We start from the raw sequence: 20,958 nt of genomic DNA, 5'->3' as shown, positions 1-20,958 counted from the left end.
GGTAACTATGAACATAATTGAAGGGAAATTGGATGCATCCGGTTTAAAGGTTGCAATTATAGTCTCGCGTTTTAATGAATTCATTACCAATAAACTTTTGTCCGGTGCTCTTGACTGTCTGCAACGGCACAATGCCGAAGAAAAAAACATAACCGTTGTGTGGGTGCCCGGCGCGTTTGAAATTCCACCAGTGGCAATGAAGGTAGCCCAGAATGGCGGCTTTGATGCAGTAATATGTCTGGGAGCGGTAATACGAGGCGCAACGCCTCATTTTGACTATGTTGCTGCTGAGGTTTCCAAGGGTGTTGCAACAGTTTCATTACAATCGCAGGTACCGGTTATCTATGGAGTGCTGACAACAGATACCATTGAACAGGCAGTAGAGCGTGCCGGAACCAAATCAGGGAATAAAGGCTTTGATGCTGCAATGGCAGCTATAGAAATGGCTCAACTATATAAAAAGATACGCTGATGGGTCACAGACGGAAAGCCCGTGAATACGCAATGCAGGCTCTGTATATGTACGAAACTGTTCGTACGCCGGTGGAGGAGCTTGTTACCCTGCATTGGGTTGATAAGGAAATCCCGGAAGATATCAGGGACTTTGCAATAACCTTAATTGAAGGCACCATTGCCAATGTAGATTACATTGATAGCCTGATAAAGCAATATTCAAAAAACTGGAAATTTGAACGCATAAACCCGGTTGATAAATCAATACTGAGAATTTCTATTTACGCGCTGCTTTACCTTGATTCCATTCCGCATGCAGTCACCATTGATGAGGGAATTGAACTTGGGAAAATTTACGGGAGCGAAAATTCGGGCCAGTTTATAAACGGGATTCTTGACGCAATACGGGTACACGAATTACAAACGAGGTGAAATATGCCTCCAATAAAAAAACACAGGTTCACCATCATTCCTGAAAATAATCAGAAGGAAGGTATGCGTATCTTTTCCATAGAAAAAGAAGATTTACCACATAAAGGCTTTAGGGGCATTGCGATACCAAAAAAATACCATCCTTTGATTGCTGCACTTGTTTTGATAGCTATCGTTGCATTAGCGGTGGCGATAGTTACTGTTATAAAAAAGCCATCATCATTCTTAGGTGACAGGCAAACCATTGCCGAGGATTCGTATAAATTACTCCCTGGTATTAGTGACCAGAAACTTACACCCGAAGAGTCATCACAGAATCCACACATTGTGCGTGGCAAAACATATTATTTCAAAAAGAACTACACCAGCGCAATTGATGAATTTACTCAGGTTGTTGAATCCGATGCCCCAGACAGCGACAAGGCTATTGCACTCACCTATATTGGCATGATATACGATGATAAAGGTGACTACATTAAAGCAATAGAGACATTTAAACGGGCTTTAAAATATAAACCTAATGACAGCACAATATTAAAAAACTTAGCACTTGCATACCGCCACAGAAAGGATTACCCTAATGCACTTGCAACCATTCAAAAAGCCATAGATAATGATGATAGTAATCCTGATTTGCTTATCCTCAAAGGCAATATATTCTATGATATGGGAAAATTCCCCGAAGCTGTCAAAAGCTATACAAAAGCTCTTGATATTGCACCCAACAATCCACAGGCACTGTATAATACCGGGCTAACATTTTTAAAAACAGGTGATGAGCTATCAGCAGTTGAATATTTCAAAAAAGCTGCAGCTGCTGACCCTTCGGGCAATATTGCCAAATTAGCGTACAGCCGTTTAGGGGCATTTTATACTGGCAGACGCGACTATGCAATGGCTGAGAAATACCTGACCATGGCAATACAGCTTGACCCCAATGAACCTGTCAATCACTATAACCTTGGCATCGTCTATATGCAGCGCCAGCAGTATGAAAAAGCGCTGGCCGAATTTAAAGCTGCCGAATCATCTGGTGTGTATGAAGAAAAGCTTTTAGAAGGCCTATCTGAAGCCTATGCGTCGCTTGAACGCTATGATGAGAGCATTGCGGTACTTGAACGTCTTCAGCCAGTGCAAAACCGCAATATTGCTATCATAGCAAGGCTTGCTGAATTATACTACCGTAAAGGCGATCTTGATACTGCATTTGAATACTATAAGCAGATAACAGTATATGAGCCAGTTTCAGAAAATGCACGGATAGCTTATGCCAACATGGGTAATATTCGCGATGACCAGCATCGCTATGAAGATGCAATAAACTTTTATAAAAAGGCATTGGCAATTGACCCCAAAGACAGTTCCACTCTGTACAATTTAGGGATTGCCTACAAACATGCGGGAAAGCTAGAGCTTGCAGTAGCAGCATTCAACGATGCAGCCCAGTATAATCCTGACAATCCCAAACCACGGCTTGCCATTGCCGACCTCTACTACGAAAAAGGGTATCTTGATTTAGCGCTTGATGAATATATAAAAGTGGTGCGGCTGTGGCCAAACCTGCAGGAAGCCCAATTTATGCTTGGGATGCTGTATTACAATAAAGGCAGAAATGACTACGCACTTGAAGCATTCAACCGAGTAATTGCAATTAACGGCAACAACGAGTACGCAAAAAAAGCGTATATAAATATAGGTATCATTTTATCAAATGCAAAAGATGAAAAACAGCAAGCACAGGCAGTGCAGTCATTACAAAAGGCACTCTTGATTTCACCAAATGAGCCTGAGGCACTGCTTGCTATGGGAACTATCGCATATAATCAACATAAATATGATAAAGCAATTGAGATTTTTTATCAGGTACTTGAAGCTTCCAATGAAGACAGCATTGTTGCCCAGGCATATCACAATATTGGACGCTGCTACTATGCAAAGCGCGAATACAAAAAGTCATTGCAGTTTTTAACAAAAGCTTCAGAGCTTGACCCAACCAATGAGGAAATACGACTTAATCGCAAGGTTGCAATGCAGGCCTATGAAAAAGAACTTTCTTTAAAGTAGAAGATTATGCAGTTTCCTGAAGTACCCGATGAAATTAAACAACTGCTTTCGCAGGGCAAAAAGATTGATGAAATTAGACTGGATGCCGAAGGCAATTGGTACCATAATGGAGAGCCTTTTAAAAATAAACGCATTATCGATTTTTTTAATAAATCAATAAATATAACTAAAGACGGCATGTATGTTATTCACTATGCACAGTTTACCTACCCCATTGTCGTTGAAGATGCACCAATATTTGTAACAGGAGCTCGTTTTGAAGGCTTTGCTGATTTTGAAAAAGTACTACTTACATTAAGCACGGGAGAAGAAGAAGAGCTTGATATTTCTACCCTTCATGTCCGCAAAGGAAGGGAACTATATTGTTATGTTCGCAACAATACAATGCTTGCCAAATTCAAGCGCTCAGCTTCGTTTACGCTCCTTGACCGTCTGGAAGAAAGTGACGATATTTTTTATCTGACTATTGCCGGCACAAAGATTGTACTGGAAGAAAAAATATAGTTATTACAATAGATCCAGCGGGTCAATATCAATCTCTAAAAATGTCCCCTGCAGATTAATCTTTTTTTTACACTCACCTATCACGCTGCTGAGCATTTCAACGTTGTGTGATTTTAACACAATATGGTACCGGAACTGCGATGCAATTTTATACAGTGGCGCCTGAGTAGGCCCAAGAATAGTTACATCAGGATAGCGTGGCGATAGCTCCTGTAATAGCTCTTTGCAATGGTCGGCAACATTGCTAACCACATCCTCTTTAGTGCCTCTGACTACAAGCCGTGCAAGGCGAATATATGGCGGATACTGTAAAGCCTTTCGTATTGAAAGTTCCCTATTACAAAATCCAATATAATCGTGGTTTTTCAAATAGTGAAACAAAGGATTTTCAGGATTAAAGGTCTGTATGATTACTTTGCCAGGAATATCACCGCGCCCTGAGCGACCTGCAACCTGTACAAGCAAAGCAAAGGTGCGTTCCACTGCTCTGAAATCAGGAAGATGAAGCCCTATATCAGCTAAAATTACTCCTACCAGTGACACATTTGGGAAATCAAATCCTTTAGCCACCATCTGTGTGCCCAACAGAATATCTATTTTGTGGTTCATCATGTCGCTTACAACACCAGAAAGGAAATTTTTTTTCCGCGCAGAATCCTGATCAAGCCTCACAATCCGTGCAACAGGAAACATTTTTTGCAGCGCTTCTTCAACCCTCTGTGTTCCACTGCCCACAAGTACTAAATTATTTGACCCGCAATGTACACAATGCTTTGGCATCGCTGTTTGGTAATGGCAATAGTGGCATAACAGGCTATGCTTGTGATGGGTTAAGCTTATACTGCAATGTGGACACTTAACTCCTGTGCCACAATCACTGCACAAAACCACCGGAGCAAAACCTCTTCTGTTTAAAAGCAAAATGACCTGCTCCTTTGATTCAATTGCCTTTTTAATTGAAAACAATAATCTATTTGAAAAAAGTGGTGGGCCGCTTGATGCTTTTACAGGCACAATTTCAAGCTGGGGCAATATCGCCTTTCCGTAACGTTCAGTAAGTTCATGTTGTAAAATCATGTTACGCTGTACAGCATACAGCGTTTCAAGTGACGGTGTTGCCGAGCCCAATACCAAAAGCGCTCCTTCCTGTTTGTGTCTGTACCATGCTACAGTGCGTGCATGGTACCGTGGCTGTACTATTTTCTTTGTATGAGCTATCGTGTTCCTCATCTATTATTATAAGCCCAAGTGAAGGCGCTTGCATGAAAATAGCCGAACGGGTTCCCACTGCAATCATTGCCTCTCCATTATAAAAGCGCTTCCAGCTTATAAGACGCTCATTTGGACTCATACCGCTGTGATACATAACAAGGTTTGTGCCAAATACTGCATTTAGGCGATAAAACATCTGCGAAGAAATGGAAATCTCTGGCACCAAATACAGCACTGATTTGCCCTGCCTGATCATCTCTTTTGCAAGAGCAATGTATACTTCAGTTTTTCCGCTACCAGTTATTCCATATATGCAATGTGCTCTGTGCGGTTGATTGAGAATTGCAGTATATATGTGTTGCTGTTGCGCAGTGAGGATTATCTCTTTTGAGCTATCGCCACCTATACATGGTCTTGTTCTTGTTTTATATGATTTGCCCCCAGGCAATGCAGTGCCCAGCGCTTCGCCAAAATAGCATACATAATGGTTGGCCACAAACTGCGCAAGCGCACATAAACGCTCGTCAAAGATAGGCTGCGTATCCAGCACCTTAATAACAGGTTTTACTTCAAAATCGGGGACATTATTGTGAACTGCAACAACATAGGCAGTTGTTTTACGGTTATTGAAATCAACAACAACACGCATTCCTTTACTGATGGGCTCATCAATACTGTATGTAAATAATCCATCTAATGGGAGGCCTACTGCAACATCAACAAACATATACTACTTACCATCTAAAGTTGCCCTGACTAACTGAAGAGTTTTCCACGCTGTTTTTTTTAATTCAGGGTTTTTTATAAGTGTAATGGGATGTTCAATGCCAAACCACTGAATGCCACTGCTGCTTTTCACAATCTTCTGCAGAGGGCGCATCTCACCCATGACAATAATTATCCGTGGTTTTGCTAGTTCAATTTCTTTTACAAGAAGGTGCTGGCAATGTGAAAACATGGTGCCGGGGAGCTCACGCTGGCTTTCGCATTTAATCATATGGGTAATATAGCAGGTTTTACTATCAACATGTATGGCTTTCATCATTTTATCAAGCATCACATCAACCTCAGGCTGCAATACCTTCTTTTCAACAGACGAAAGCATGGATGGTGGATTGAGTATAATCATAATCCCTGACGATGCATCACCGCCATGTATTGTATTTTTTTCAGTGGCTGCACATTTAGTGCACTGTGCTACTGCATGCTGTACTTTTTGCTGCAGTGTATGTAATACTGGTTCCCAAACAGTTTTCCTGCTTACAAAATATTTTATCTCATCATCATATGCTATAACAAGAGGCACGCGTTTGCCATACTGTAAATGCGTACCAATGGCTTCTTTTAATAAATGGTACATAGTATTCCCAGTTGTACTCAAGAATTTAATTATGAAAAGCTTATTTGCTAAAGTCTGTCAATATTAATATGGTACTGCCGTATCTTTCGGTGCAGATTTGTACGCTCTATTCCTAACGCCTTGGCAGTGGCCGATATATTTTTATCATATTGCTTTAGCATTTTGATAATATATTCCTTTTCAAACTGTTCGCGCGCTTTTTTTAAGCTTGATGTTTCCCGTACAATGGTGTCCTCATAATCATACGATTCAATATGTTTTGTAATATCCTGAACTTGTATGGTTTCAGATGGCACCATAATTGTCAGTCGTTCTATAACATTTTTCAGCTCACGTACATTGCCCGGCCAGGAATAATTAACCAAAAAATCCATTGCGCTATCGCTCATCTGCTTAATACCCAAACCATGCTCACGTGCAAATTTTTCAAGAAAGTAATCAACAAGCAGTGGAATATCTTCGCGCCGCTCTGAAAGAGGTGGCACATAGATGGGAATAACGTTGAGGCGGTAATAAAGGTCCTCGCGGAAACGTCCCTGTTCAATAGCTTCTTTCACATCAACATTGGTTGCTGCAATCACACGCACATCAACGGTGATAACATCATTGCCTCCCACCCTTTCAAACTGTTGTTCCTGTAATACACGCAATACCTTAGCCTGTGCGCTTGGGCTCATATCACATATCTCATCAAGAAATATTGTCCCCTTGTCGGCCAATTCAAATTTGCCAAGGCGGCGGGCGACAGCTCCGGTAAACGAGCCTTTTTCGTGGCCAAACAACTCACTTTCAATAAGCTCGTCAGGGATTGCTGCACAATTAACTTTAATAAAAGGCTTGTCGCTTCGCTTAGACTTACGGTATATAGCGCGAGCAACAAGTTCCTTGCCAGTGCCATTTTCACCGGTTATAAAAACTCTAGCATTGGTTGACGCAGCAGTATCAATGATTCGCTTAACTTCCTGCATTGCAGGAGAGTTGCCAATCATCTCATCCTCCATGGTTATATTCTTCTTCAAAAGGATATTTTCCCTTTTAAGTTGAACCTGCTCAATGGCATTATTCAATGAGGTTATCACCCGCTCAATAGAAGGAGGTTTTTCCAGGAAATCAAAGGCACCAAACCGTGTTGATTTCACGGCAATATCTATTGACCCATGCCCTGAAATCATGATGACAGCAACATCCTGTTTTATGTGCTTTATACGCTGTAACACTTCAATTCCATCAATATCTGGAAGCCACACATCCAGAAATACAACATCACATTCATTTGATTTAATAAATTGAACTGCATCATTGCCATTTTCAACAGTATACACAACATGACCCTCATCTTGCAAAATGGCTTTCATTGTATTCAGTATGTTTTTTTCATCATCAACAACTAATATCTTTGCCATAACAACAACCTATTGTAGAGGAATAGTAATTATAAATTGTGTTCCATGCCCTTGCTGTGACTCACAGGCAATATTCCATTTGTGGTCAATTATAATTTTTTCAACTATTGCAAGTCCAAGACCCATACCGCTTTCTTTAGTTGAAAAGGTTGGTTCAAAAACCTTATTAAGATTTTCTTCAGAAATTCCTACTCCATTATCCTTAAACTGCACATATACAAAATTGTTCTCTCCATCATATTTACTGGTAACAGTCATCACTGTTGCTTTAGCTTCAATTGAATTTTGTATAATATTTAAAAAAGCCTGCCGCAATAATGCTTTATCACACATAACCGGTGGAACAGTAGCATCCAGGTCAACAATAAATGAAATCATCTCATTGCCCTGATACATTGCAACGCAATTTTCAATAATACTATTAATGTTTTCTTTGACCATATTAATTTCTGGCAGCCGGGCAAATTTTGAAAATTCCGAAAGCATGTTCATTAAGATATTAACTTCTTCAACAATGGTCTTGGTTGCATCTTTTACAATTGCTGGGAATTCGGGATGATTTTCTTCATATCTGCGATAAAGTCTTTCGGCTGACAATCTTATAGGTGTGAGAGGATTTTTAATTTCATGTATCAGTTTTCTGGCTATATCACTCCAAGCCTGTAGCTTCTGCGTCTGGTACATCATTTTCCTGCCATGCTCAAGTTGTCTGGCCATCTGGTTAAATGATTCATATAAAACAGCTATCTCATCCTGCTCTTTTCTTGTAAGATTTATTGAAAAATCACCTTTTGCAATCTTTTGAGCTGCTGTAACCAGTTCAAATACCGGGCGTGTAATACTTTGCGAAATCATGATACTTAACACAATAGCCAGAAGAATAATGCCTAGTGAAAGTAGTATCAATGCTATGCCAATGCCAGTTTGAAAATAAGGTTTTAGGAATTCTTGCTTTTTATATTCGCTGTAAGAGGTATTTATAAAATCAACTGTTATAAACATGTCTTTGGGTATTAACCTATACAATACAATACAGTAGGGACCATACTGAGTATATGCAACAGAATATACATTGTTCATAATAGACAATCTGTAGCAATTAGTTGCATCAGTAATGCGTGTCAACCCCAAAAATATAATAATATTAGATAAAATAGCATAATTATCATTAATAGAATATAAAACTCTCACTTTATTGTTAAGCTCAGCTTTTGTTTCTATTACTGCCACTAACAACGATATATTTGCATTCATATATCGTTTACTAAATGCCGGGTGCATCATATACGCCGGACTTATAAAATTATTATTCAAATCATATTTAAGCTGATTCAGTTGCTCTACAAGAATGTCTTCCATTGCAAGTATCTTTTCATTTGCAAGGTCAACGGATTTTTCCAGTGCAGCAACAGTTTTCTCTGTAAAGAACTGATTAATAGTTGAATTCAAAATGTTGCTTGTAATCACAATAATAGGGATAGTTGGGACAGTAGCAATAACAATTAATGCCAAAATTATTTTAGCCCTTATACTGCTGCTATAGATAACTTCAGGATGAACCTTTAGTCTAAATGATATTAATATAAAAAATACTGCAGCGGCAAGTGGAACAATCATAACAAGATTTACAAAAAAACCTTCACCTACTGAAGCGTCTTCACTCTGAGGAGGTAAAAGAAATGCTATGATAATTGCAAAGACAAAAAATGCACCAATAAAAATTAGCGAATTTTTAATATTTTTCTTTGTAATAAATGCTTTGAAATAATCTTTTATATACCATCGCATAAGGTTATTCAGAGTACGGTATTCCTATTAATTTAGGGCCATACTGCCAGCCTGTATCAAAATCCCAAATACCAACAATATAATTAAAAATAATATTGAGGGGAAAATACAATTTTACTGAAGTAAAAGTAACTCTTAATCTAATTACGTAATTTGATTTCCTGAATCTATAGCCATCCTCAACAACTATCAACCTGTTTAAAAAAAGCTCATCAATAAGCGATTCATCACTATAAATAATGGTTGGAACCTTAGCCTGTGAAACTATGTAGGATTTATTAAAAAAATCAAATTTTACTCTTTTTTTTATTGTAATTGTTTTAACAACGTCTTTTGGCATCAATGGCAACAATGGATCTTCAACAACTTGGATGGTGTATTCAACCTGACCTTCAAGGCCACGCTTTAAAGCCTCAATAATGTCATTTGTTTTTACATCCGTAATGGAAAAATATACATTAAGATTATTTGAGTTAAAATTAACATTTCCAAAAACTATATCCTGAGCAAAAATTACATTTGCATACAATAGTAACAATACAGTTATAGCTAATTTTCTCATTTAAAATTCACTGGATATGATATGCTAAATTGTAGTGATTTATTTTCAGGTTCAAACGATGTTTTAAAACCCTGTTTGCTTTTCCAATATGGATAATAAATCAAACGGTTATATTCATGAGCAGAATTAACAGCATCTACTACTGAAAGTACCCTTGTAAAAAATATTGAAAAAAGTAGTCCCACAACAATAGTTTGGTCTCTCTTACTAATATCTGACCAATTTACATCCTGATCGCTTGAGGAATATTTGTCCGATATATAAAATAACATGTAAACAAGTAAGCCTTTTTCAGCCAGATCAGCCAGCAAAAACGCTGAACCCTTTTTGTAATTTTGTGTATAAAATTGCCCAAGGCCACTCCATGACCAGGATAATACACCAGCTATAAAAGGGTCTTTTCGTTCGGGCTCTTCAAAAACAATAGGGACAGCCGGTACAGAGGACATAGTATTTTGCTGCATCTGTTTATTCTGGGCAAAAACTAACTGATAACCAAATATTACAATAATAGCAACTATACTTATTTTAATAACGAGACGATAACCCAAAATATATACCTCCATCCGCATTATAGCCAAAATTTAATTGAGGATACTTCTTGATTAATTCATGTCGCTTTTGCTGCAGTGATGTATTAAAAGATCCAGCGCTTTGAACTGCATCAATAATATTATAAACATGTATTACAGAAAGCATTGCAAGTGTACTATAAAACAAATATTTGCGTTTAGTACTGATTACCCCCAAATCAGTACGTTTTGCATCTATTGTAAGATTAAAACCTGAATCGCTTCCTGCCTTAAAATTGAAATCAAGAAAATAAAATAAAGATCCAATTACTATTGTGTACTCAGTTACCAAAAAAATGGCACCTTTTAACTTTTCATCACTGTAGAACTGACCAAGACCAGGCATATAGAAAGATAGAATTCCAGCAAAAAGTGGATCTTTCTTTTTTTCAAACAATACTTTAATTTCTTCATCAGTAAGCGATAGTTCCTGAATATTGAATTCTTTTTTCTTTGTTTGCCCAAATAAAGGGTATTGCAATACCAGTATGGTTACTATCAATAGCCATACTACAAAATATACATTACATTTCCTCATTTTGAAGCTAACTCCGCAAAATCATTTTCAATCAAAGCTGACAATCTGTCCACTGCTTCTTCCTCCTTTTCTCCATTAGCCCTAATTATGAGCAAACTACCTTTTGTAATAGCAAGCCCCAACACTGACATAATCGACTTGCCGTTTGCTTCCATATTGCCTTTTATGATATAGATATCACATGGAAATTTCATTGCCTCTCGTACCAGTATAGATGCTGGACGAGCATGGACACCTGCATCACTTTTTACCTTTACCTTCTTTTCTTTCATTTACTATTATTCTCCCTTGCAATCCACTCCTGTATCTTCCTATCAAGCTCCTGTGCTGAAAAAATACCCATCTTTTTCAACCGTTGATTGAGTGCAGCGGTTTCTATAATTATCGGGATATTTCTTCCAGGCCTTACAGGAACAACAATATATGGAACTTCAATATCAAGTATAGTATATACTTGTTCCTCTATCCCTAATCTGTCATAATGTGTAGTAGGATCCCACTCCTGTAATTCTGCTACAAGCTCAATGCGCTTTCTGTTTCGTACCGATCTAATACCAAATATATCACGGACATTTAATATTCCAATACCCCGTATTTCCATATGATGGCGTATAAGTTCTGAACCACTTCCCATAAGCAATGATTCATCAATTTTCTTTATCTCAACCATATCATCAGCAACTAACCGGTGCCCGCGTTCTATTAACTCCAAAGCTGCTTCACTTTTGCCAACTCCACTTTTTCCAATAAGCAATATTCCTATGCCAAATACATCAACAAGTGTACCATGGATAGTTACCGATTCGGCAAAGGCAGCTTCAACTATATGTGTTAACAAACTTATAAAGCGGGTTGTGGGATGCTGAGTAACAAAGGTGGGCACTTTATATCTTTGGGCATATTCAATGAACACTTCATCCGGATATTCATTATGAGTATACACACAGCATACTATCCCGTAGGAAAAAAATTTACTATATATTTCTTCACGCCTTTCCCGGGATAATTGTTTAATGTAAGCTGTCTCACCAAGGCCAAAAATCTGGATGCGGTCATAGGCAAAATAATCAAAAAAACCCGCCAGAGTAAGGCCCGGGCGGTTGATTTCAATTGCGGTGATAGCTTTATCAAGTCCTTCCCTGCCGGCTATCAATATAAGCTGCAGGTCAATCTTTTGTGTGTTTTCTAAAATATCACGGATGCGTAATTGTTTTTTCATTGTAACATTAAAATGCCGGCACTAGTAGTTCTAAATTCTTGCCGCGCTTATAAATTATATTAAGATAATTTGTTTCGGTATTAAAAAATACCACAAAAGATGCATTATTTTTAGCTATTTCAGCCACTGCATCGTTGATTGTCATCATCTTTACACCACATGATTTTTTCTTTTTCAATTTTATATCAGGATTTACTGATGAATCATTTTTTATTTCAAGTGTATATTCATTAAATTTTGATGTATCAAACGAATTGGATTGAATCATTTCAAAGGGAATTTCAACCATTGAATAGCCATCCCCATCTTTATAGATAACTGCATAATTTTTATTCATATAGTCAATTGTATCTTTTACTTTCTTTTCATCTTTCTTGAATAAAGTAAAATCAGCATTATCCAATTTCATCTGCAAATATGCTTCCTTTTCATCTACAGGCTTATTGCTAACCTGCCGTACTGTAATAGAGCTTTGTTCACCTTTTACTGTAAAAGTAGCTATATCTTCAAGCTCACTTAACGGAGTAACCTTATGGCCCGAATGCCGTTCCTTATATCGCACTATCTGCTGCTCTATCTTATCCAGCAAAAGGTCTATGGCTGAATACATATCGCCTGCTTTTTCCTTTGCATAAAACTGAACACCATCGCCATTAACGGTAATTTCGGCAATGTGGTCCTGGCGCTCAATAAGTAACCACACATGCATATCAATCAGCTGATGGAAATACTTACTCAGTTTTGATAACTTCTTTGTAGCATAGTCGCGAATGCTATCGCTTACTTCAAAATTTCTGCCTGTAATTATTAGATTCATGGTTACCCTCATGTTTAATTAAGTATGATTTTTTACGTATATGTGACGCAGGGATAGATAACAAATCCCTGTATTTTGCAATTGTCCTGCGCGCAATACGAATACCTTCTGCCTTCAGTATGTCAAGTATTTCCTCATCACTTAAAGGATTTTGTTTGGATTCATTCTGCACAAGCTCCTTAATGCGTTTCATGATCATGTCGGATGATGTATCATCATTGTGTACAGACTGAATTTTTTTCACAAAGAAATATTTAAACTCAAACACGCCCCATTTTGTTTGTGCATATTTATTAGCCACCGCCCGAGCAATAGTTGATTCATGGAATCCCAGTTCAGATTCAAGATCTGCGTAAATTAAAGGCTTTAAAAAACCGGGTCCTTTTTGTAAAAAATCTTTTTGCCTATTCATTATTGCATAGGCAACAAGAAGAAGTGTTTCATTCCGCCTGCTGATATTGTTTATCAAGTTTTTTGCTGCGTTCACTTTATCATGTATAAATTCCCTTGTTTTTTCATCAACTTTTTTTTGCTTCAGCATCTCAATATAACGAGCATTTATATATAGCTTTGGCATCCAGTCATCCACCAAATTAATAACAACCTCCCCATCAATAAGTTGCACTTCAATATCCGGGCGAACATAAATTGGTTTACGGGTAAAAAAATGAGCTCCAGGGTAAGGTGTTAAAGTAGTAAGGAGTATGGCTTTTTCTTTTACTTCTTCCTTACTGATATTTAGTTGTTTTGCCACTTTATCGTATTCATACCGCTGAATGTATGGCAGATAATCCTTTATTATGTGCTGCAACAGTATGTCATCAGGATAAAAATAGTGTGCCTGAATACGTAATGAATCTGTAACATTTGTTGCACCACATCCAACAGGATCCAGGGTTTGAATAATATGCAGCAGTTTTTGTATCTTTGAGCTATCGGCACCTAATTCTTTTTGCAAATTTTCTATAGTACTTGATAAAAATCCATTATCATCAAGACTGGTAATGATTTCTTCAAGCATCATCATTTCATCAGGCGATAGCTCTAGCATTCGTGCCTGTGTCAACAAATGCTCCTGCAGTGTTTCAGCCTGAGACACAATCTCCATAACATTCTTTTTTTCATATTCAATAGAACCAGTATCTTCGCTTTCATATTCTACAGTATACTCTTCTTTGGTGGAAATTCCTTCTATTTCTGTTTTGGTGGCAGCATCCAATGATTCAAAGCCTTCATCAAGGCTATCATCACATTCAAGGACAGGATTTTCTTCCAGTTCCTGTAAGATAATATCCTCTAATTCAAGTGTTGGTATTTGTAACAGGTCCAGTGATTGTCGCAGACTCTGGGTAAGGCGTAAACGCTGGGTTTGTACCACATCAAGCTTTAAGAAAGCCATTCATTCCCCCACAACACTTTTCCTCAATTAAAAAATTACACTTCCCATCTCTACTATTACATCTAATATACAAAAATTACAAATCAATTGTCCAATTAAATTATATAATCATCGTATATTTTCCAATGAAGCACGAATAAAATCCTTAAATAATGGATGTGGCTTAACAGGCTTTGATTTAAATTCAGGATGAAATTGTGTACAGATAAACCATGGGTGTTCCTTGTATTCAATTGTTTCCACCAGATAATTTTCAGGATGAAAGCCTGACAAAATCATGCCATTATCCTCAAATATTTTCTTATATTTAAGGGTAAATTCAAACCTATGCCTGTGGCGTTCCATTGCTGAATCAGCATTGTAGATTGATTTAATTTTTGTACCATCTTTAAATACACATAAATATGCACCAAGCCGCATGGTACCACCCATCTTATCGATGAGTTCCTGCTCTTCCAAAAGCGATATCACAGGATACGGTGTGGTGGGATCAAATTCAGTGGAATTTGCGTTTTCCATACCACACACATGCCTAGCAAACTCTATTACTGCACATTGTAGTCCCAGGCAAATTCCAAAAAGTGGTATTTTGTTTACCCGTGCATATTCTATTGTGGCAATTTTACCCTCAATTCCCCTATTGCCAAATCCACCGGGTATTAATATCCCATTAACTCCTTTAAATAAATCATCCAGCTTATTCACATATTTCCGTTCAATTTCTTCGGACTCAACCCGTATTATTTCAAGTTCTGCATCATTGGCAACAGCACCATGAATTAGTGCTTCGTAAATTGATCGGTATGAATCCTGCAATGAAATATACTTCCCAACAACAGCTATCGTAACCTTTTTCTTTGGGTTCATTAACGATTTGATAAATTTGTCCCATTCAGGAAGATGTAACGGTTTTACAGGAAGGCCAAAATGCTCAAGAACTACCTCATCGTATTTGTTTTCATGCAGCATGTACGGAATTTCATAAATAGAACGGCTTATATCAACTGCTGAAATAACATTTTTTTCCGAAACATTACAGAATAACGCTATCTTGCTCTTTAACTCATCACTAAGTGGCCGCGAAGAACGGCACAGCAGGATATCAGGCAATATCCCCAGTTCCATTAACTCTTTTACTGAATGCTGTGTGGGCTTTGTTTTTTGTTCACCTGCTACTGTGATTGTGGGCACCAGTGTTAAGTGAACATTAAGAACTCTTGTTTTCCCCAGCTCCTGTCGTATCTGCCTGATTGCCTCCAAAAACGGAATTGATTCAATATCACCAACTGTCCCCCCAATCTCAACAAGCAGGAAGTCAAGATCATCTTCATTTGCAACATCATATATTCGCTTTTTGATTTCATTGGTAATATGCGGTATCACCTGTACAGTCCTGCCTAAATAATCGCCACGGCGCTCACGCATTATCACCTCATAGTAAATTTGACCTGTAGATACTGAGTTTTTGCGGGTAAGTTTTGCATTGGTTAAACGCTCATAGTAGCCTAAGTCAAGGTCGGTTTCGGCACCATCTTCCGTAACATATACTTCACCATGCTGGAATGGACTCATGGTACCAGGGTCAATATTTATATACGGGTCCATCTTTATTATTGAAAGCTTATACCCATGCCCTTCAAGTAACAACCCCAATGAAGCTGTTGATATCCCTTTTCCAAGAGAAGAACACACACCGCCAGTTACAAAAATAAATTTAGTCTTTTTGTCTTTCATTACATCCTCTCAAAAATACCAAAAATACCTACGTTGCCATAAACAGTACTGATACACAGCTGTCAAGAATTTGTAAGTGACTTCGCAAATTTTAAAAGCAAAAACAATATTCTTGACAAAACATGTAAGATACTATACGTACTATTTAATGTTCTGTAAAGAAAAAATATAAATTTTATTACACAGGAAACTACTATGACCGAAAAACGTCAACATCAACGTAAAGAATGCAACATTAAAACTCGATTTGAATATTTTGAAGGTGATCCAGAAAAAGTTAGTACAAACCAAAAGCCAGCAATAAAATCCAAAGGATATATTCTCAACATCAGTTCTTCCGGTTTGTTTATGGTATGCAATTGTCGCGTCAGTGTTCAGATGCCAATGAAACTGTATTGCAAAATCAATAAAACCAAACTGGAATTAACTGGCTTAATTGTCCGCACCGGAATGATACATGACAATCCATCTGAGGTGGCACAACGGTACGCAACAAAAAAAGTTAAGGGCGATAGTTACGTTGCTATACGCTTTAATGAACTTTTACCAGAAGAAATAATAGCGCAGGTATAACCGCTGATGAAAACACGCTTTATACGTATAGACGATGTTTCACAGATTGATACATCTAAAATCAGCACTTTAGATTTAGCCAACAGGTACATTGATAAATACGGCAATATGTATGGGTTACGCTATAACAAAGCACAAAGAAAAATAGAGATAGTTAAAATCATGCGCACACCCCGCAAACATGCCTCATACTTTTCACAAAAGTTGCAGCGCAAAGCTGAAAAAGTAGAAAACCATAACCATGACGACTATTTGGGCGAGGTTCTGGAATTTGATCCTGAGATGTGCATAAACCATATAGTTGAAATTGTCAAAACTCACAAGGATAGGCTCAATGGAATTATCATGAGTATAGCAAATTCCAATATAATTTCGGATACCGACAAAATGTCATGGAATACAATGAATGACTATTTTCGAAATCTTGATATGGATGGAATACAGGCACTTGAAAAAATCAATGAACTGTATACCGAATTTAACAATTATCCTCGTTCAATAATATACTATCAGTCAAAGTTAGACACAAAACACCGAAAGATACTTGATGAAATACCTTCTGAAACAGCAAAATTACGATATGTAAAGTACTACGAGTTATGGTATCAGGTAAGGAACGCATATAAAACTATAATCAAAATATTATCAGACATTAGGTTCTTACTTGAACAGCAACATATTGAAGAAAAACGAAATATGACACCATTCCAAAAACAAACATATTCCGATGCACTCATCTCTATTGATAATACAATTGCCGAGGCAAACAAAATCCTTTCCGACTGTGCTCTGCTTGAAGATATGATAAGTACCAGCAAATCATTTGTTGGGTAAAGTATTTGTACAATTGACTTTGTAAGGTATTGCATTACTATCCAGTAGTTGCTTCACTTCTTTATTCCCCACAACCACAATAATATATTTACTTGCAATATCGTTAAAGCATTGAGTAATAGTATCTTTTGTCACAGAATTTATTCCATCTGTATATTCATGTATATATGATACTGGCAGAGTATTATAATCCAGCCACATATAAAATTGTATAATATCGCGCAGTGAGTTGAACTCAAATATGTAACTTTTCACAAGTGCATCCTTTGCCCACCGCACTTGTTCTTCTGATGGTCCTGTTTGAGCATACTGAGCTATAACCTTTTTCATTATTTCAATAGTGGATAATGTTGTGGCAGCCTGTGTCTGGGAATAAGCTAAAAAAAGACCAGTATTTTTACGCAATCGAAGCACCGATCCAGTAGAATACGCATACCCCCTCTTTACCCGTATTTCATTCATGAGCCATGAATTAAATGAACCACCACCCAGTATGTAATTTCCAACCTCAAGCGCATAACGATTCGCGCTTTTAATTGGAGGGGCAACAGTTGCCATAACGATTGTTGATTGTGGAATATCCTTTTCAATAAAGTATAATTCTTTATTGCTAACATTTCTTATTGCCTTTTCCAAATCTACTGGGTAATCAACAGCATAACCGTGAGCAATGGCATCAGTTAATTGAGTGATGTGATCTAGTATTATTTCTTTGTTCAATGAGGTTACAATTCCAATGCGGACATTATCTTTCACAACATAGTGCTTCCAAAACTGTTGTAACCCTGCAACGGTAACAGCATCCACTGATTCTGGGGTCATGACCGCTCCATAGCCACTATCGCCAAACACACATTGCCGTGCTTTTTCCATTGCAATAGTCATTGGATCATCCTGCTTTTGCTGTATCTGCTGCTTGCACATAAAACGCGCAGTAGCCACAAGCTTTTCATCAAAAAGCGGATTGGCAATAATATCAGCTAAGATAGCAAAGGCTTTTACTGCTTCATCCTGATGTACACGCATAGTGATAGTAACAGTTTCAAAAGAGGCACTCACGGAATAGCGGCCGCCAACTGCATCTATGTACTCATTGATACTTGGGTAATTTTTGCTACCGCCAAGCGATAGCACCAGCGCTGCCATCTGGCTAATGCCAGCATTGTGTGCATTTTCATACAAAGTGCCTGCACCAATGGAAATATACACTGTGCACTGGGGCAAAGTATCTTGTGTGTAATAAACATTCACTCCATTGCTTTTGATTGTTTCAATGTGTGGCAATGTAATAGGGCTTTTGCCTGATACAAGGAATGGAAGGGATACTATACCAAAAAGTATAATTACAAAGATTTTCTTCCTCATTGCATATCCTCGCAATAAAAGTTTTAATTTGCCATTTTAGATCCTGGCTTGCATCCAAAAGCGGTGCAAATCAATGTGCAACCGCTTTTGTTAACATTTCTCTATAAACCTATTGGTTACATCTTTTTCAACACTGCTACAGTTGCCCATTCTTTTTTGCAATAGGTACTAATGACACGCTGTATATCATTGCATGTCACTTTACCAAGCATATCGCTGTAGGTAAGTATATACCGCCAGTTGTTGGTAATTGTTTGATAGTAGCTGAGCAGCCGTGCTATGCCAATATTGGTATCAATGTCAAAAATGAGCGCAGATTCAAGCCGGCGCACTGCGGCAGTAATGTCATCTTGAGTGCAGTTCTGTGCAAGTTCATATAGTTCTTTATATAGCATTGATTCCACATCTTCAATTAATGAACTGTCCTTTGGAGTACACTCAAGAATAAAAAGATTATTGTATCGAGCTCCCGGATACCCATTATACGCATTAACCTGTGATGCAATCTTTTTTTCTATTACTAGCTTTTTATAAAGCTTTGAACTCTTCCCTCCTGCTAAAATCTCAGCCACAATATCAAACACATAATCATCAAAATGAGGCATGGTAGGTTTATGCCATCCAATCAAAAGATATGGTGTTGCATCAGCGTACATTACCAGCCTTCGGCTGTTTTTAGTATCTTCGTTTATTGCAACAAAATCCTGTGAGGGCGATTGTGGAATAGTGCCAAAATATTGATGTAATATTTTCAGCGTATGTGCTGTATCCTGTTTTCCCACAACAGTGATGGTCATCTTTTGCGGAGTGTAGTGTTCAAAATAAAATTTACGCACCAAACTTAACGATAAAAACGGAATGTTTGATTTGTAACCAATAGTAGGATGTCGGTAGGGATGAGCCAAAAATGCAAGACCTAAAAAATCTTCAAACAATTTATTTTGCGGATCCGACTCATAGCGCATGAGGCGTTCCTCATACACTGTGTTGCGTTCAGTGTAAAACTGTCTGAATACCGGCTCTTTAATGCGCTCTGATTCCAGCTTTGCCCACAGTTCCAACGCTTCATTGGGAAGCTCTATGTAGTACTGCGTCATATCACGCGAAGTGCCAGCATTGAAGTTAATGCCACCAGCCTGCGTGTAGATGGCATCGTAGGCTGAGTTTACCACATATGCATTTGCCTTTTCCTGTAGTATCTTTAGGCGCTCTTTCAACACGGGCAACTGCACATTATCAGGGTTTGTTAATGAAATCCTATCAATGGTTTCGCCAATTGCTTCTATCTGCTGTAACAATTTATTTTCTTCTTCAAAGTTTGTAGTACCAATAGTTTTTGTGCCCTTAAACATCATGTGTTCCAGCAGGTGCGCTGCACCTGCTGTCTGATAATTTTCATCAACTGAACCCACTTTAAAAGAAATGAGCAATGCCAGCGTTGGCGCATACCCGCGGTTTACCAGTAAACACGTTATGCCATTAGGCAATGTGTATTGTTCAACATTTCCAATTCCAAGCAAAGGATTTGCATAAATTGGGCGATAGCTCATGGTAAAGAGTGTAATGATGAGAAGAAATGCCAAACTTATTATCCATTGTTTTTTTATCATAGGATGAAATTCTCCTTATATTAGTAAGTATCTCAATTATAGTAAAGGTTAATAATTTTTCAAAGACCTTTAAAAAATTCCATATAATTTTTCAAATTTTTAAACATCAAAGCGTTTATATAAATAGAGAATAAGCAATTTTACCATTATAAATAAAGGTTACACCATGACATTATTTAATAATCGTTTTAGGATTGAATCATCACGATTACAGGGATATGATTATTCACAAGATGGTGCATATTTTATTACCATATGTACCAAAGACAGAGTGCCATATTTTGGGGAAATAATTAATGGCATTATTCATCATTCCAAAATTGGTGATATAGCAAAACAGGAATGGTTAAAAACGCCACAATTACGACCAAATATGGGCATTGTTCTGGACGAATTTGTAATTATGCCCGATCATATACATATGATTTTTCTTATAAACCAAAATTGTCGTCGTGACGCCATGCATGGTGTCAATACTACGACGGTGCATGGCGTAACTACGGTGCATGGTGTCTCCAC

22 protein-coding genes are annotated in these 20,958 nt (G+C 37.7%); 7 read left to right on the top strand and 15 right to left on the bottom strand.

Translation table 11 applies throughout. The features are described 5' to 3' along the window. Nucleotides 1–7: 7 nt before the first annotated feature. From ribE to N3F66_06290, 4 genes are read left to right on the top strand one after another with little or no spacing between them, the layout of a single operon-like run. Nucleotides 8–472 carry a 6,7-dimethyl-8-ribityllumazine synthase gene (gene ribE / locus N3F66_06305; protein MCX8123760.1) on the top strand — a complete coding sequence of 155 codons (465 nt, stop codon included), beginning with the start codon at nt 8–10 and terminating at the stop codon, nt 470–472. Further along, on the top strand, nt 472–885 hold the full coding sequence (gene nusB / locus N3F66_06300; GenBank protein MCX8123759.1) for a transcription antitermination factor NusB: 414 nt from the start codon (nt 472–474) through the stop codon (nt 883–885). Before ribE ends, nusB begins: the two co-directional genes overlap by 1 nt. A gap of 3 nt (nt 886–888) precedes the next feature. Next, nucleotides 889–2,949, top strand: a complete 2,061-nt coding sequence (locus tag N3F66_06295; GenBank protein MCX8123758.1) for a tetratricopeptide repeat protein — start codon at nt 889–891, stop codon at nt 2,947–2,949. Between the two features lie 6 nt (nt 2,950–2,955). Beyond that, a complete protein-coding gene (locus N3F66_06290; protein ID MCX8123757.1) occupies nt 2,956–3,453 on the top strand; it encodes a DUF1285 domain-containing protein in 498 nt (165 codons plus the stop codon). Between the two features lie 3 nt (nt 3,454–3,456). On the opposite strand, the gene priA is transcribed toward N3F66_06290, so the two are convergent. The 13 genes from priA to N3F66_06225 all read right to left on the bottom strand — a co-directional run bounded on the left by priA (nt 3,457) and on the right by N3F66_06225 (nt 16,057). Next, the gene (gene priA, locus N3F66_06285) at nt 3,457–4,653 is read right to left on the bottom strand and encodes a primosomal protein N' (protein ID MCX8123756.1); all 1,197 of its coding nucleotides are present in this window, start codon (nt 4,651–4,653) and stop codon (nt 3,457–3,459) included. Continuing rightward, nucleotides 4,556–5,392 carry a DEAD/DEAH box helicase family protein gene (locus N3F66_06280; protein MCX8123755.1) on the bottom strand — a complete coding sequence of 279 codons (837 nt, stop codon included), beginning with the start codon at nt 5,390–5,392 and terminating at the stop codon, nt 4,556–4,558. The genes priA and N3F66_06280 overlap by 98 nt, the downstream gene beginning before the upstream one ends. A 3-nt stretch (nt 5,393–5,395) precedes the next feature. Then, complete coding sequence (locus tag N3F66_06275) at nt 5,396–6,025, bottom strand: hypothetical protein (GenBank protein MCX8123754.1); 630 nt, start codon at nt 6,023–6,025, stop codon at nt 5,396–5,398. A 47-nt stretch (nt 6,026–6,072) separates the two neighbouring features. Next, nucleotides 6,073–7,428 carry a sigma-54 dependent transcriptional regulator gene (locus tag N3F66_06270; GenBank protein MCX8123753.1) on the bottom strand — a complete coding sequence of 452 codons (1,356 nt, stop codon included), beginning with the start codon at nt 7,426–7,428 and terminating at the stop codon, nt 6,073–6,075. 9 nt (nt 7,429–7,437) lie between these two features. Then, entirely contained in the window at nt 7,438–9,216 is a 1,779-nt protein-coding gene (locus tag N3F66_06265) for an ATP-binding protein (GenBank protein ID MCX8123752.1), read from the bottom strand. A 4-nt stretch (nt 9,217–9,220) separates the two neighbouring features. Next, complete coding sequence (locus N3F66_06260) at nt 9,221–9,778, bottom strand: hypothetical protein (protein ID MCX8123751.1); 558 nt, start codon at nt 9,776–9,778, stop codon at nt 9,221–9,223. After that, nucleotides 9,775–10,329, bottom strand: coding sequence for a hypothetical protein (locus tag N3F66_06255; protein MCX8123750.1), 555 nt, complete (start codon nt 10,327–10,329; stop codon nt 9,775–9,777). Before N3F66_06255 ends, N3F66_06260 begins: the two co-directional genes overlap by 4 nt. Further along, the gene (locus tag N3F66_06250; GenBank protein ID MCX8123749.1) at nt 10,307–10,888 is read right to left on the bottom strand and encodes a hypothetical protein; all 582 of its coding nucleotides are present in this window, start codon (nt 10,886–10,888) and stop codon (nt 10,307–10,309) included. The genes N3F66_06255 and N3F66_06250 overlap by 23 nt, the downstream gene beginning before the upstream one ends. Beyond that, on the bottom strand, nt 10,885–11,160 hold the full coding sequence (locus tag N3F66_06245) for an HPr family phosphocarrier protein (protein ID MCX8123748.1): 276 nt from the start codon (nt 11,158–11,160) through the stop codon (nt 10,885–10,887). The genes N3F66_06250 and N3F66_06245 overlap by 4 nt, the downstream gene beginning before the upstream one ends. After that, the gene (hprK, locus tag N3F66_06240) at nt 11,157–12,107 is read right to left on the bottom strand and encodes an HPr(Ser) kinase/phosphatase (protein MCX8123747.1); all 951 of its coding nucleotides are present in this window, start codon (nt 12,105–12,107) and stop codon (nt 11,157–11,159) included. Before hprK ends, N3F66_06245 begins: the two co-directional genes overlap by 4 nt. 7 nt (nt 12,108–12,114) lie before the next feature. Then, a complete protein-coding gene (gene raiA, locus N3F66_06235) occupies nt 12,115–12,924 on the bottom strand; it encodes a ribosome-associated translation inhibitor RaiA (protein MCX8123746.1) in 810 nt (269 codons plus the stop codon). Continuing rightward, a complete protein-coding gene (gene rpoN, locus N3F66_06230) occupies nt 12,893–14,323 on the bottom strand; it encodes an RNA polymerase factor sigma-54 (GenBank protein MCX8123745.1) in 1,431 nt (476 codons plus the stop codon). Before rpoN ends, raiA begins: the two co-directional genes overlap by 32 nt. Nucleotides 14,324–14,431: 108 nt before the next feature. Continuing rightward, the gene (locus N3F66_06225; GenBank protein MCX8123744.1) at nt 14,432–16,057 is read right to left on the bottom strand and encodes a CTP synthase; all 1,626 of its coding nucleotides are present in this window, start codon (nt 16,055–16,057) and stop codon (nt 14,432–14,434) included. A gap of 195 nt (nt 16,058–16,252) precedes the next feature. Between N3F66_06225 and N3F66_06220 the strand changes: the two genes are divergently transcribed. Then, nucleotides 16,253–16,630, top strand: coding sequence for a PilZ domain-containing protein (locus tag N3F66_06220; GenBank protein MCX8123743.1), 378 nt, complete (start codon nt 16,253–16,255; stop codon nt 16,628–16,630). 6 nt (nt 16,631–16,636) lie between these two features. Further along, entirely contained in the window at nt 16,637–17,464 is an 828-nt protein-coding gene (locus tag N3F66_06215) for a hypothetical protein (GenBank protein ID MCX8123742.1), read from the top strand. Here the strand turns inward: N3F66_06215 and N3F66_06210 are convergent. Next, nucleotides 17,450–18,829, bottom strand: a complete 1,380-nt coding sequence (locus N3F66_06210) for an insulinase family protein (protein MCX8123741.1) — start codon at nt 18,827–18,829, stop codon at nt 17,450–17,452. The genes N3F66_06215 and N3F66_06210 overlap by 15 nt on opposite strands. A 116-nt stretch (nt 18,830–18,945) precedes the next feature. Beyond that, nucleotides 18,946–20,439: an insulinase family protein gene (locus tag N3F66_06205; protein MCX8123740.1), complete on the bottom strand. Its 1,494-nt coding sequence runs from the start codon at nt 20,437–20,439 to the stop codon at nt 18,946–18,948. A gap of 166 nt (nt 20,440–20,605) precedes the next feature. On the opposite strand from N3F66_06205, the gene N3F66_06200 reads away from it, so the two are divergent. Beyond that, nucleotides 20,606–20,958 (top strand): transposase (locus N3F66_06200; GenBank protein MCX8123739.1); only part of this gene is annotated, 353 nt, incomplete at its 3' end.

Source organism: Spirochaetota bacterium, from assembly GCA_026414805.1.
Taxonomy (GTDB): Bacteria; Spirochaetota; UBA4802; order UBA4802; family UB4802; genus UBA4802.
The sequence above is the reverse complement of the archived record's forward strand: the minus strand, read 5'-3'. Positions and strand labels throughout refer to the sequence as shown.